This window comes from Enterobacter sp. E20, assembly GCF_000801755.2.
Classification (GTDB): Bacteria; Pseudomonadota; Gammaproteobacteria; order Enterobacterales; family Enterobacteriaceae; genus Enterobacter; species Enterobacter asburiae_B.
On sequence record NZ_CP012999.1, the window covers coordinates 3550248 to 3564770 of the forward strand.

Sequence of the window (14523 nt, forward strand, 5' to 3'; positions counted from 1 at the left end):
ATTACGGGACAACAATCAGCGGGCCGCTGGCCGCCCCCGTAGCCCGCCACTGCGGAACGTACATAGACTCCACCATCGGGACCGGCACCTGATAAGTTCCCGGCGTCACGGCACGGGCCAGATAGACCAGCGTGACCGGCTGACCTTCGTTTACCGGCACGGCAGCCACAAAGCGGTCGTCGCGGAATTCCATATGCTGAATGTCCGCCTGCTGCATCTGGCTGAGCAGGTTCTGTATCTCACTGCCGCTGTCCTGCAGGCTGGCGCTGCTGCTCGCCAGGTTCTGGTTTTCCAGCTCCAGACCCGCAGGGAGCAGATCCACCACCAGCGCATCCGGCACGTTCTGGCTGGCTTTAACGTCCAGCCACACCAGCACCAGCTCACCGCTCTTCAGGGAAGAGAGCGATTTACTGCTGCCGTCGGTTGCCAGGATATGACGTTCAACCTGCAGCACGTTCGAGCTTGGCTGAGGGGCATATTCCGGATAACCGGTGCTGTCCAGGCGTACCCACAGCGGTGTTGTACCGGTGTTAGTCACCTGCAGCGCGCCAAGCTGGTCGCCGCTCACGTTTTGCACCAGTGACTTATCGCCGCCTGATGCGGTCTCAGACAGAGACGTTTTCGCCTGCCACGTACCAGACAGGGTTTGCAGCGAGCGTCCGGCCAGGAACAGCGCATTGCTCTCCTGCGTTGACAGCCAGCGCTGGCTGAAGGCCTGTTCAGACAGGGCATTCAGCAGCGTATTTTGCGCATCCGGCAGCAGCTTGTACTCCTCCAGAAGAGAGAGCATCAGCGCGTTATCGCGAAGCTGGCTGCCGTAATCGGCCATCCAGTTTTTGCTGTCGTTACGCGGGGTTTTGAGCGCCAGATCCAGCGCCTGCTGGCTGCGCGGCGCATCGCCCATCAGTTTGAGCGCCATGCCCAGCTGCATCAGCGGCAGCCCGGAAGCCGCCTGCCCGTGGCGATCCCAGATTTCACGCAGCGCGCCCAGCGGCGCTTTTTGCTGACGTGCCAGCACCAGCGCGGCATAGGCCTGCACGGCAAATTTGCTGGCCTGAGTATCATCGCTGTAGCGAATGGACATCATGCCCGGATCCTGCAGGTAGCGCAGCAGGCGGTTATTGGCGTTATTCACTGCATCGGCAGGTACGCTGTAACCCTGCTCGCCCGCGCGCACCAGGAAGTCGGTCACGTAGGCCGTCAGCCAGTACTCTTCCGGACCGTTTTTATCCCAGAGCGCAAAACCACCGTCTTCACGCTGCATCTGCAGCAGGCGAGAGATGCCAATATCAATCGCTGCACGGCGCTTGTCATCGGTGTCGCCCTTGATGCCAAGTGCAGTCAGCTGCGCCGCGTTGGTGTAGAGCGACGGGAACAGGCCACTGGTGGTCTGTTCCAGGCAGCCATACGGATACGCCTGCAGTTCGCGAATATAGCGCGCCAGGTTAAGCGGTGGTTTGCCGCTCAGCAGCAGTTGTCCCTGCAGGGTAGCAGGAGAGAAACCGTTACTGTGCTGCGCCGGTGCGGTCCAGGACTCGCCGGGATTCAGCATGGCACCGGTATTCACCGTCTGCGCCGGGAATGCCGGCCGCACGCCGATTTTCCAGCTCTTCTGCTGCGGTGCGAAAGTCTCGCCCGGAAGCTGCAGGCCGGTCACCTGAGCGGTCACCTCACCGTCACCATAACCCTCCAGCGCGCGCACCGGAATAAACAGGGTACTACGCGCGCCAGGAGACAACTGAACCGGCTGCGGCTGCCCGCCTTCCAGCGACAGTTTTCCTGTTGCGGTCAGGGCGACGTTAAGCGTTTGCTGCTTGTCCGTCAGGTTGGTGAGATCCAGCGTCAGCCGTGAGGTGTCCCCGCTTGCCAGGAAGCGCGGCGTGTTAAGCTCGGTAATGACCGGCGCAGCCACCACAACCTTGCTTTCGCTGCTGCCAAAATCGTCTTCCGTCCAGGCCTGCGCCATCAGACGCAGCTCGCCGTTGAAATCACCAATCGGCAGCGTAATCGTGCCTTCTCCGTTGGCATCCAGCGTAACCGGCTGTGCCTGCTGGGCAATAATGGTGACGTGGTTCACCGGCGGCTTACCGCCGCGCTTCAGCTCATCACCGTCACCACCAAAGCGCAGCGCGGCCAGGCGGCCCTGCCCTTCGATGACCTGGCCGTAGATATCGTAGATATCCGCGCCGTAGCGCTTCTGACCGAAGAAAGCCTGCCACGGATCGGGCGTAACGTAATCGGTGATGTTCAGCACGCCGCTGTCAACCGTCGAGACCAGGACGTTCACTTTCTGCGGAACCGCACCCTCTTTCACGCTGGCTTTCACCTTCACAGAAAGCGTCTGGTTTGGACGCATTTTCTGCGGGTTATCGAGCGCAATGTTCAGACGGCGATTTTCATCGCCCATCGGCAGATGCAGCAGGCCGACCGCGCGTTTCGGCGTGGCGGATTTGGATTTATCCCCAGGACGGACCACCAGCGTACTCAGGTAGAGATCGTGACGCTTCCAGGCTTTGTCGACCGGGATAGCGAGATCGAGCCCGTTTGCCGGTACGTCGATCTCTTTCCACCACAGCGGCCCTTCGCTGGACTCAATCATCGCATAGCCCTTACCTGCTGACGGCGCTGCAATGTGCAGGTTAATAGTATCGCCTGGCTGATAGGCTGGCTTATCCAGTTTCAGCGTCACGCGGTCAGGACGTGCAGCCCCGGTGCCGTCGCTGTTATCCTGCCAGCTGTAACCTGCCCAGAAGCGCACGCTGCTGACCATCTCATCAGGCGCTTTAACTTCCAGACGGTATGAGCCCCACTCCACCGGGAAGGTGACTTTACCCGTCTCGTCGGCCTTGAGAGTCAGCTCCTGCTCGCCTTCAACCAGATCTTTCTGATCGAACTGAGACTGCCAGCCCTCGCTCTCAGACCAGTTCCAGAAGTAGTCGCGGCGCTCACGGATCAGGCGTACCTGTAAACCGGAAACCGCCTTTTTCGCTCCGCTGGCATCGGCATAAACGATGTCGAAGCTGGCGTTGCCGTTCTCGTCAACAATCGGCTGGTTGACGGTGGTATCGGTGCGGTAGTCGTAAACGGCTTTACTGGCGAACTGAGGGCGGATACCCGGCAGCTCAGCCGCTGGCCAGATGGCCTGCTCAGCGCGACGCGTCACCGGACGACCGCCCGACTCCAGCAGGCTGGCCTGCAGGATCAGCTGCAGCGGAGAGTGCACTTCTTTCCACTGGCTTTCGGTAGAAACCTGCCCACGCCCCTGCTCATCAAGCGTAAGCTGCACTTCATCCAGACTGCGGCTCAGGTTCTCCTCAGCGATATCGCCAAACTGGAAGCCCGGCAGCGCAGCCACCGCGTCACGCAGCGGACGCAGGAAAAGCTGGCCCTGCAGAGAATTACCGTTGGCCGGTGCGCCATACAGGTAATAGCCCACCACGTTAAAGTCCACGTTATCCTGCGGTGAAACCGGCGTTTTTTGTCCGCTCAGGTTGAGCGCCATACGCTCGGGCATGAAGTCTTCGACGTGGAAGTCCCACAGGCGCTGCAGGTTATCGCCCGTGTTGGCACGGATATGCCACATACCGGTCTGCGCTCCGCTGTCCAGCGGATAGTTAAAGCGATAGAGCCCATTCTCTGGCTTGACGACAATCGTACGCGCGACCTGTCCATCCGGGCGCAGCACGTCAAGCTTCACGGGCTGATCCGGAAGCGGCTTACCGTCACTGTCGCGCAGTAAGCCGTTGAGGATCACCGTTTCACCCGGACGATAGAGATCGCGCGGGCCAAACATAAAGAATTGCTTGCTGTAGCCGGGGCGACCGGCAATATCGAACTCCGCCAGATCCAGCGCCGGAAGCTTGAGGTCAAGCAGCGTGGTCTGGCCGTCTTTGCTCGCCAGAATAAGCGCGGCTTCTTTGTCCGTTTCAAGCTTCGCATGACCATCGGCATCGCTCTTCTCCTCGGCGAGAGTCTGGCCTTTATCGTTCAGCAGCGTGACGGTCACGCCGGACTGCGCCGCACCGTTTTCCAGACTCTGAGTGAAAATATCCAGGCGGTTATGGTAACGGTGAGCGGACAGGCCAATATCGCTTAGGGTAAAGAGCGTTGCGGCGTTGCTGTAGTTGTAGTGTCCAGCCTGGTTCATGACCGCGATATAAACGCCAGACTGCTGGAGCGGTTTAATATCCTTCAGGGGCAACAGCAATTTTTCGCGCGTGTTGCGCGCCGGATTAAGATCGAATCGACCGGTGTAAACCAGCTCCGCCATCTTCAGCAGGTTATCGGATTCCCAGTTGGTCAGCGAGTTACGGTACTCCCACTGGCTGACAAGGGAGGCCAGCGATTCCGGCTTCACGCGGTAAAAGTTGACATCAACATTGTTGACGTTGAGCGCCATCACCGGCAGACCTTCCACCACTTTGCCCGGCAGCAGCGAGCCGCGGCTGGCAAAACCAACGGTGGGTTCAATGTCCCGGGTGGTCAGGGCTTTTTCATAATCAATGCCGAACGTCGCCTTGTTCAGCGCCTGCAGGTCACGTTCAACGGTGACGACCAGGTTGCGGTTAGGCTCCAGATGACGCAGGCGAAGCTCTTTCAGGTTAGGCGCAAGTTCCCACGCCCCGTCAACCTTGCCGCTTTTCTTGTCCACGACATGCACCGTTTTGGCGAAATCCTGATCGGGATTCAGCGGAACAGAAAAGGTCAGCACCAGCGTGGCGGCACCGTCGAGCTGAACTTCTGAGGTATCCAGCAACGTCAGCGCTTTTCCCTGAGTCTGGGCAGCCAGTTTAGCCAGCGTTTCAGCATTGGGCTTTTCTGCAGCTTTCGGTGTGGATGCGGTGGATGCCGCGGGAGCCGCAGCCTGAGTTTTATCGTCGCTGTTATCACAGCCGACAAGCGTAAACGTGGTGAGCAGCGCAAGAGAGAGCGCGGCTAAGCGAAACGGTTTCATCCTTTGTCCCTGGCCCATGGAGCCTGTTGGTCGTCGTCCGGATAAGTATTATCCGCAAGTTTCATTAATTCAAAAAGGCCAATTTTAAAATCTGGAAAGCGCCTCGCAGAACGGCATCACGCCGCTACGCCGTGATGGAACCGCGATCACAGCACATAACGTCACATGTTACCTTTCAAGTCATTTGTTTTTAAAACAATAAGATAGCTGGCTAAGCTCGCCCGAAGGCTGCTAGTTTTATGACCATGACGCACCCCGAGTGCGCGGTTCAAAAAGAGAGAAAGCCATGAAACGAGCCGTGAACGCCCTACAAAATTTCGGAAAATCATTGTACGGACCGGTACTTATCTTACCGATCGTCGGTCTGTTTATCGCCTTTGGTAACGTGCTGGGTAACGGTAATCTCGCTGAATACCTGCCGTTTCTGGGCCATCCGCTGATTCAGCACCTTGGTCAGCTTATCGCGAAATCTGCCGTGTCGGTGCTGGTCAACCTGGCGCTGGTGTTTGCCGTCGGGATCCCGATTGGTCTGGCGACACGTGATAAAGGCTATGCCGCGCTGATTGGTCTGGTGACCTTCGTTGTGTTCATCAATGCCATGAACGTCACGCTACAGCTGCAGGGCGCGCTGGCGCCAGCGGCCCAGATGAAAGCGGCCGGGCAGACCATGGTACTGGGCGTGCAGGTGCTGGAGATGGGCGTTTTTGCCGGGATCCTGACCGGGGCGCTCTCCGGATATCTGTACAACAAATACTCCAGCGTACAGTTTAACGGCGCGATGGCGATTTACTCCGGCCACTGTTTTGTCGCCATCGTCATGCTCCCCGTCTCCATGCTGCTCGGCGTGGTGATGAGTGAGCTGTGGCCGTATGCCCAGCACGGCATTAGCGCCCTGGCGCTGGCCATCAAAGGCTCCGGGCCGTTGGGCGTGGCAATCTACGGTTTCCTGGAACGTATTCTGGTCCCCACCGGCCTGCACCATCTGGTTTATACCCCGTTCCTCTATACCGAGCTGGGCGGCACGCAGGAGGTGTGCGGCGCAACCTATCAGGGCGCACGCAATATCTATTTCGCCGAGATGGCCTGCCCGGACGTGAAGCAGCTCAGCAGCACCGTGGTGTGGGACGCGCGCGGCATCAGCAAGATGTTCGGCCTGCCTGCCGCAGCCCTGGCGATGTATATGACCGCAAAGCCGGAGCGTAAAGCCATTGCGAAAGCCATTCTGATCCCAGCGGCGCTGACCTCGCTGCTGGTCGGCGTGACCGAGCCGATTGAGTTCTCCTTCCTGTTCGTCGCTCCGCTGCTCTTCGTGGTGCACGCGGTGCTGACCGGCATCGGCATGATGCTGTTCTCGCTGCTGGGCGTTCACGCCATCGGCGCCAACGGAATTATCGACTTCATCCTGTACAACCTGCCGCTCGGCACGGAGAAGTCCAACTGGCCGATGTACATCGTGGTCGGGCTGATCATGTTCGCCCTCTACTTCGTGGTGTTCCGCTTCCTGATCCTGCGCTTCAACATGAAAACGCCGGGCCGTGAGGATGACGATCGGGAGACGCGCCTCTACAGCAAGCAGGAGTACCAGGCGAAGGGCAATAACGACGGGCTGGGCGAATCCATCGTGACGGGTCTGGGCGGCAGGGAAAACATTGAGGTGGTGGACAACTGCTACACCCGCTTACGCGTCACGGTGAAGGACGTCGCCATTATCGACGAGCCGCGGCTCAAGGCGACCGGCGCGAAAGGGATTATCAAACAAGGTAACAACGTTCAGGTGGTCTACGGGCTGCACGTCAAAAAAATGCGAGAAGCCGTTGAGACGTTTCTCTGAAAGGAGCTAAAGATGTTTACACCCCCATTTATTCTGTCGATTGCCGGCGGCGGTAGCACCTACACGCCGGGCATTGTGAAAAGCCTGATGGTGCGCCTGCAGGATTTCCCGCTGGCCGAAATTCGCCTTTATGACATCGACGAGGCGCGTCAGAACACCATTGCGCCCGTCGTCGAGAAGGTCATTCGCGACCACAGCCAGAGCATCAAATTTACCGTCACCAGTGACCCGGAAGTGGCCTTCAGCGGCGCGCATTTCGTCTTCGCCCAGATGCGCGTCGGCCAGTACAAGATGCGCGAACAGGATGAGAAGATCCCGCTGCGCCACGGCGTGGTCGGCCAGGAAACGTGCGGACCCGGCGGCCTGGCATACGGACTGCGCACGATCCTGCCGATGGTGGAGCTTATCGATCTGGTGGATCGCTACGCGCACGAAAAAGCCTGGATCGTGAACTACTCCAACCCGGCGGCGATTGTCGCGGAGGGCGTGCGCCGGCTGCGGCCAAATGCGCGGGTGCTGAACATCTGCGATATGCCTGTCGCCGCGATGCGCAATATGGGGGCGATTCTGGGTGTCGATCGCCGCAGGCTGGAGGTGGACTACTTCGGACTGAACCACTTCGGCTGGTTTACCCGCGTGCTGGTGGACGGCGAAGACAAGCTTCCCGAGCTGCGTAAACATATCGCGAAGTTTGGCCTGCTGACGGAAGATGCGGCTAAAACCGATCCGCAGCATTCCGATCCTTCGTGGGTAAAAACCTGGCGCAACATTAAGCCGATCATGGACCACTTCCCGGAGTATCTGCCGAACCCGTATCTGCAGTACTACCTGATGCCGAACCAGATCGTCGAGCATCAGAACCCGGACTATACCCGCGCCAATGAAGTGATGGACGGGCGCGAGAAAAAGCTGTTCGCCGCTGCCGAAGAATACAAGCGCACCGGGATCCTGCCGGACGCCTTCCACGTGGGCGTGCACGGCGAGTTTATCGTCGATGTCGCCCGCTCGCTGGCCTTTAACCTGCGGAGCCGCCATCTGGTGATGGTGGAAAACCGCGGGGCGATTACCAACCTGCCTTACGATGCCGTGGTGGAAGTGCCCGCTTATATCACCTCCGAAGGCCCGGAACCGATTCGCGTCGGTCAGGTGCCGCTGTTCCATCAGACCCTTTTGCAACAGCAGCTCGCCTCTGAACAGCTGCTGGTAGAGGCGACAATCGAAGGGAGCTATGAGAAAGCCCTGCAGGCGTTCACCCTCAACCGCACCGTGCCGACCATGGAACACGCGAAAGCGATTCTGGATGAGATGATCGAGGCCAACCGCCACTACTGGCCTGCGCTGCAAAAAGCCTGGCAGGACGGCGAAACGGTGAAAAAATAGGGGCTTGCTCGCGAGTTGAACGTGGTTTGCTTGTCGGTGTCAGAAAAAACACCGACAATCCTTTTTTACGGAAAAGAATGGAGGCAACCCATGTCCACCTCATATTTTGTCGCCGCCGACTGGCTGATTGAGCACGGTGACGATCCGGAAGTTCAGATTATTGACGCGCGTATGGCCCCGGCCGGGCAGGAACACCTTCGCGATATGGTCGCGGAATACCGTGCCGGACATCTTCCTGGCGCGGTATTTTTTGATATCGAAGCCCTCTCCGATCGCAACTCTCCCCTGCCGCACATGCTGCCGCGCCCGGAAGCGTTTTCTGTGGCGATGCGCGAGCTGGGCGTCAGCAAAGACAAACACCTTGTTGTCTATGATGAAGGTAACCTCTTCTCCGCCCCGCGCGCATGGTGGATGCTGAAGAACTTCGGCGTGGAAAAAGTCTCTATTCTGGCGGGCGGGCTGGCGGGCTGGAAGCGCGACGAGCTGCCGCTCCAGCAGGGTGACGTGACGCTGCCGGAAGGCGAGTTCGACGCCACGTTCGACGCGCACGTGGTGAAACGCCTGACCGACGTGCTGGTCGTGAGCCATGAAAAAACGGCGCAAATCGTCGATGCCCGTCCTGCTCCGCGCTTCAATGCCGAAGCGGATGAACCGCGTCCGGGGCTGAAGCGCGGACATATTCCGGGGGCGCTGAACGTGCCGTGGGGCGATCTGGTGTTTGAGGGCGAGCTGAAAACCACCGACGAGCTGCGCGCCATTTTTGACCGTGCAGGCGTGGATTTACATCGTCCGATTATTGCCAGCTGCGGCTCCGGCGTCACGGCCTGCGTGGCGATCCTGGCGCTCGCCACGCTCGGCGCGAACGACGTCACGCTTTACGACGGCGCCTGGAGCGAATGGGGTGCGCGAGACGATCTGCCTGTCGAACCCGCGAAATAATGGATAACCGCCTGGCTACGCTGTTAACGCGCGGGGCGTCGCTGACCCGCGCGGAGTATCGCGTCCTCGCCCACCTCACGGAGCACCCGCTGCTGGTGGGCAACATCACGGTACGCGAGCTGGCGCAGGCGACGTTTGTTTCTACCGCCACCATCATGCGGCTCTGTCAGAAGCTGGGGTTCAGCGGCTTTAGCGAGTTTATCTGGCACTGCAAGCAGCTGCTCTCCGACACGCCGCATATTGCCGCTCAGGGGCAGTCGCTTCCTGAACTCCCGGTGCTGTTTAATCAGTTTATCGCCAACTATCAGCACACCTTCCAGTGGGTCACGCAGGAGAAGCGCCAGCAGTTTGCCGACCTGCTGCGCCAGAAAGAGAGCTTCTTTCTCTACGGGGCCGGGTTTTCCTATCTGTTTGCGGAGTACCTGACCAAGAAGCTGCAGGTGCTGGGCAAAACGGCGTTTATCTCCGGGCCAGGGGACAGCCGGAATATTTTCCTCAGCAACGCCTCACGCTATCAGGTGTTTATTGCCGTCTCGCGCAGCGGTGAAACCGAGCAGGTGTTGGATAAAGCGCGGATTGCCAAAAACGTCGGTATGACGATCGTCGCGTTTACCCGCGCCTCGGCCAATACGCTGGCGGGGATGGCGGACGTGCATTTTGCCCTCTATGACGAAGCGGTACACTTCGCCGCCGAAGCCGCGGGGGTGACGTCGTTTGAGTCGAATCTGGTGCTGCTGATGGATTTACTGCTGCTGGAAGCAACGGGGTGATATTCACCCCGCCGTAATCAGATGATGCGGTTGGTTTTGAGATCGCGCAGGAAGCCGCCCCAGCGACGCTCGTAGAACGGGGTGATGTGCTCGGTAATAAAGTGGCTGATGCCCTTCTCGCCGTTCTTCACCTGGCAGATATCAATCGGCTCATCGCCCGGCAGCGTGTCGGTCGCCACGCTTCCCGCGGCCTGAATGATATCGTCGATATCGCCGTCCGCCTCAATACCAATCAGCAGAACCGGATGCTCGTCCGCACGCTCTTTAATGGAGCAGAGAAACGCGCGTCTAACCGGTTTCAGGGTTTTGAACAGCGTCGTGAGGGAATCAATCATCTGCGCGGGCGGCTCGGCTACTTCAGACAGCAGCAGCGTTTCGCCCCCTTCCAGCACTTCCTGGGTGCTGAGCGGGTTGCCCTCTTCACCTATCAGATGGCTGATTTCACGCGGGGTAAACTCTTTCCCGGTCGGCAGCTTCGCGTTAAGGAACAGCGTCTGGCCAAGCGTCATTTCGAACAGGGTACGCACCGGCATCACTACGAACGCCTGTTCGTCTTCTACCGCTTCCTGCAGGGCTTCCAGCGAGGTAAAGAACGGGATCACCGACGTGCCGTCGTCTTTCTCCCAGTGCAGCAGATCCAGCGCGCTGTCTTCGACAACCTGCTCACCTTCCGCCGCGGTGCCCGGCACCCAGACGGTGGATTCCAGCAGCGTGCGGAAAAATGCCGGACGGTGGGCGGGCTCTGTCGCCGCCTGCTCCAGCAGGGTTTCTAATTCGTTTTTGGTTTCGGACATAACAATTCCAGATGATGCATTTCCCCTCACCCCAGGCCTCTCCCTCAAGGGAGAGGGAGCAAACCATCCCCTCTCCCCTTGGGAGAGGGTTAGGGTGAGGGCAATAAAGATTACTCAGCCGTCAGCAGGTTCGCCACGGTACGCACGCCCAGACCGGTCGCGCCAGCGGACCACTGCTCAACCGCCGCTTTACGGTAGGTTGCGGAGCAGTCGATGTGCAGCCAGCCTTCGTGGTAGTTCTCAACGAAGTGGGACAGGAAGCCTGCCGCCGTGCTTGCACCCGCCGGGTACGCCGCGCTCGCGGTGTTGTTCAGCTCAGCAAAGTTGGACGGCAGCTGGCTGCGGTGGAACTCGGCCAGCGGCAGACGCCAGAACGGTTCGTTTTCCGCAGCGGCGCTTGCCAGGAGGCGAGCGACAAGCTTGTCGTCAAAGCTGAACAGCGCGTGGTAGTCGTTACCCAGCGCCGTTTTCGCCGCGCCGGTCAGGGTTGCCATGTCGATAATCAGCTCCGGCTTCTGGGCGGAGGCGTCGATCAGGCCATCGGCCAGCACCAGGCGGCCTTCGGCGTCGGTGTTCATCACTTCGACGTTTTTGCCGTTGCGATAGCGAATGATGTCGCCCAGCTTAAAGGCGTTACCGCTCACCATGTTGTCCGCGCAGCACAGATACAGCTTCACGCGCTTGTTCAGACCGCGGGTAATGGCGAACGCCAGCGCGCCGGTGATGGTTGCCGCGCCGCCCATGTCGGACTTCATGGAGTCCATGAACGCGCTCTGCTTCAGGCTGTAGCCGCCGGTGTCGAAGGTGATGCCTTTCCCGACCAGGCAGGCAAAGACCGGCGCCGCTTTATCGCCGGTTGGGTTGTAATCCAGCGCCAGCAGGACCGGAGGGCGCTCAGAACCACGGCCCACGGTGTGGATGCCCATGTAATTCTGCTCGCGCAGGTCTTCACCTTTGGTAATGCGGTAGGACATTTTCTCGCCCGCCACGCCGCACAGCAGGTCAACCGCGCGCTGCGCCAGCTGCTCAGGACCAAGCTCTTCCGCCGGGGCGTTGATGGTGTCGCGCACCCAGTCGATGATTTGCAGGCGGCTTTCCAGCTCTTTCTGACCGGCTTCGTCGAGGTTAGCCCACTCGATTTTGCGGGTGCCTTTCGGCCCTTTGTAGCCTGCCCAGAATGCCCAACTGCGGTCGGTGTCCCAGCCTTCGCCTTCCAGGGACACATGCTTAATGCCCAGGCCGTCAATTTTACGCGCGGCGCGCTGGATCAGGCCCAAATCATCTTTGCCCGTCAGGTGCAGGGTAATGCCGTCGTTATTAATGCTGTAGGTGGCTTTCTCGCCCCAGCGCGCGTCAGCAGGCTGATTCGAGAGCGTAATCTTCATCGCTTCGGTCATTTTATTTTTCCTTATTAGCAACTAGCAAACGGGCCGCCTGAAGGCAGCCCGTTATGTTATTTATTCTGCTTCATCTAACCAGACTAACAGAATCGCCTCCAGAATTTTTTCATTGGATGCGTTTGGATCGTCGTCGAAATCCTCTAAATCGCAGATCCACTGGTGCATGTCGGTGAATCGTACGGTCTTCGGATCGAGATCCGGGTTCGCGTCGTAGAGCGCTTCGCCGATTTCACGGCTGTCTGTCCACTTAAGTCCCATATCAATGCTCGCGTGCGTGGTTGATGGTGTAGCGTGGGAATTCCACGACCAGATCTTCATCGGTCACCGCGGCCTGGCAGCTCAGGCGGCTGTCAGGCTCCAGACCCCATGCTTTATCCAGCATGTCGTCTTCGTCTTCGGTGCTCTCGGCGAGAGAGTCGAAACCTTCACGCACGATGCAGTGGCAGGTAGTGCAGGCACAGGATTTTTCACAGGCGTGTTCCACTTCGATACCTGCACGCAGGGCAACATCGAGAATGGTTTCACCGGTCTTCGCTTCCAGAACCGCGCCATCCGGACAGAGGTCCGCATGAGGCAAAATAACAATCTTTGGCATATTAAACCTCGTCCACGGACTGGCCTTTCAGCGCGACGCGGACAGATTTGTCCATGCGGCGAGCAGCAAAGTCCTGGGTTTGTTTATCAACGTTTTTAATGGCTTCTTCTATTGCGTCAGCGTTATTGCCTTCTGCTACTGCGCTTAAATGCGCGGCAGCGTCGTCAATCACCTGGCGCTCAGCGGCGCTTAACAGCGCGGCATCGGCAGCGAGCGCGCCGTTCAGGCTCTCCAGCACGCGGGCGGCTTCAACTTTTTGTTCAGCCAGCATACGCGCCTTCACATCCTGCTCGGCGTAGCTCATTGAGTCCTGAATCATGGAGGCGATTTCGCCATCGGTCAGGCCGTAGGACGGCTTCACCTGAATGGACGATTCCACGCCGGTCGATTTTTCCATCGCCGTGACGCTCAGCAGGCCGTCCGCATCCACCTGGAAGGTGACGCGAATATGCGCCCCGCCCGCAGGCAGCGCCGGGATACCGCGCAGCGCAAAGCGCGCCAGAGAGCGGCAGTCCTGCACCAGCTCGCGCTCGCCCTGCATCACGTGGATGGACATCGCGGTCTGGCCGTCTTTGAAGGTGGTGAACTCCTGCGCGCGCGCCACCGGAATGGTGGTATTACGCGGGATCACTTTCTCTACCAGGCCGCCCATGGTTTCTAACCCGAGCGACAGCGGGATGACGTCCAGCAGCAGCATTTCGCTGTCCGGCTTGTTGCCGACCAGAATATCGGCCTGGATTGCGGCGCCCACGGCAACCACTTTGTCCGGGTCGATGGAGGTCAGCGGCGTGCGGCCAAAGAATTCGCCCACGCGCTCGCGCACCAGCGGCACGCGAGTCGAACCGCCCACCATGACCACTTCCAGCACCTCGTTAGCCTCAACGCCCGCATCTTTCAGTGCGCGACGGCAGGCCAGCAGGGTGCGTTTCACCAGCGGGGCAATCAGATCGCTGAACTGGTCGCGGGCGATCTCACCCTGCCAGCCCGCAACGTTTACGCTAACCGTCTGCGCATCGCTCAGGGCGATTTTGGCGTCGATAGCCGCATCCAGCAGTTCACGCTGCACGCGCGCATCGCTGCGATCGCTGATGCCCGCCTGCTCGCGAATGTAATCCGCCAGCAGATGGTCGAAGTCATCGCCGCCCAGCGCGGAATCCCCGCCGGTCGCCAGCACTTCAAACACCCCGCGGCTTAAGCGCAGGATCGAGATATCAAAGGTACCGCCACCGAGATCGTAAACCGCGATCACCCCTTCCTGACCGGAGTCGAGGCCGTAGGCAATCGCCGCCGCCGTCGGTTCGTTCAGCAGGCGCAGCACGTGCAGGCCTGCCAGACGCGCGGCGTCTTTGGTGCCCTGACGCTGTGCATCGTCAAAATAGGCCGGAACGGTGATGACTACGCCGTCCAGATCGCCGCCAAGCGTCGCCGTCGCGCGCGCCGCCAGCGCTTTAAGGATGTCGGAGGAAACGCGAATCGGGTTCAGCAGACCGGCCGCGGTCGCAATCATCGGCAGGCCGTTTTCACTGGCCTGCAGCTGATAAGGCAGATGCGGATAGCGGGTCTGAATATCGGCCAGAGAGCGGCCCATCATGCGCTTTACGGAGCTGATGGTGTTGGCCGGATCGCGCGCGGCGTTGGCGCGGGCGTCATAGCCGACCGCGTGACCCTGCTGCTGGTAGTGGACCACGGAAGGCAGCAGATGGCGGCCCTGCTCGTCAGCCAGCGTTTCCGCCTGGCCGCTGCGCACGGTCGCCACGAGGGAATTGGTGGTGCCCAGATCGATACCCACCGCCAGACGACGCTGGTGCGGTGCGGCACTTAAGCCAGGCTCACTAATTTGTAATAAGGCCATAATTGCTT

At 59.6% G+C, this 14523-nt stretch carries 10 protein-coding genes; 4 read left to right on the plus strand and 6 right to left on the minus strand.

The genetic code is table 11. The features are described 5' to 3' along the window. Position 1 precedes the first annotated feature (1 nt). Positions 2-4954 (minus strand): alpha-2-macroglobulin family protein, encoded by a 4953-nt coding sequence (locus NI40_RS16490; RefSeq protein ID WP_039263739.1) that lies wholly within the window; start codon positions 4952-4954, stop codon positions 2-4. A 286-nt stretch (positions 4955-5240) separates the two neighbouring features. On the opposite strand from NI40_RS16490, the gene NI40_RS16495 reads away from it, so the two are divergent. From NI40_RS16495 to NI40_RS16510, 4 genes are all read left to right on the plus strand, one after another. Next, positions 5241-6785, plus strand: coding sequence for a PTS transporter subunit EIIC (locus NI40_RS16495; RefSeq protein WP_033146216.1), 1545 nt, complete (start codon positions 5241-5243; stop codon positions 6783-6785). Positions 6786-6797: 12 nt separating this feature from the next. Further along, positions 6798-8165 (plus strand): 6-phospho-alpha-glucosidase, encoded by a 1368-nt coding sequence (locus NI40_RS16500; RefSeq protein WP_039263740.1) that lies wholly within the window; start codon positions 6798-6800, stop codon positions 8163-8165. 90 nt (positions 8166-8255) lie between these two features. Continuing rightward, positions 8256-9104, plus strand: a complete 849-nt coding sequence (sseA, locus tag NI40_RS16505; RefSeq protein ID WP_039263741.1) for a 3-mercaptopyruvate sulfurtransferase — start codon at positions 8256-8258, stop codon at positions 9102-9104. Further along, on the plus strand, positions 9104-9874 hold the full coding sequence (locus NI40_RS16510; RefSeq protein ID WP_039263742.1) for a MurR/RpiR family transcriptional regulator: 771 nt from the start codon (positions 9104-9106) through the stop codon (positions 9872-9874). Before sseA ends, NI40_RS16510 begins: the two co-directional genes overlap by 1 nt. Before the next feature lie 17 nt (positions 9875-9891). On the opposite strand, the gene sseB is transcribed toward NI40_RS16510, so the two are convergent. The 5 genes from sseB to hscA all read right to left on the minus strand — a co-directional run bounded on the left by sseB (position 9892) and on the right by hscA (position 14515). After that, positions 9892-10668 (minus strand): enhanced serine sensitivity protein SseB, encoded by a 777-nt coding sequence (gene sseB / locus NI40_RS16515; protein ID WP_023333036.1) that lies wholly within the window; start codon positions 10666-10668, stop codon positions 9892-9894. A 110-nt stretch (positions 10669-10778) separates the two neighbouring features. Then, positions 10779-12065, minus strand: coding sequence for an aminopeptidase PepB (pepB, locus tag NI40_RS16520; protein WP_039263743.1), 1287 nt, complete (start codon positions 12063-12065; stop codon positions 10779-10781). A gap of 60 nt (positions 12066-12125) precedes the next feature. Next, positions 12126-12326, minus strand: coding sequence for a Fe-S cluster assembly protein IscX (iscX, locus tag NI40_RS16525; RefSeq protein WP_003860650.1), 201 nt, complete (start codon positions 12324-12326; stop codon positions 12126-12128). Position 12327: 1 nt separating this feature from the next. Continuing rightward, complete coding sequence (gene fdx / locus NI40_RS16530; protein WP_003860652.1) at positions 12328-12663, minus strand: ISC system 2Fe-2S type ferredoxin; 336 nt, start codon at positions 12661-12663, stop codon at positions 12328-12330. Between the two features lies 1 nt (position 12664). After that, the gene (gene hscA, locus NI40_RS16535; protein WP_039263744.1) at positions 12665-14515 is read right to left on the minus strand and encodes a Fe-S protein assembly chaperone HscA; all 1851 of its coding nucleotides are present in this window, start codon (positions 14513-14515) and stop codon (positions 12665-12667) included. Between the last annotated feature and the right edge of the window lie 8 nt (positions 14516-14523).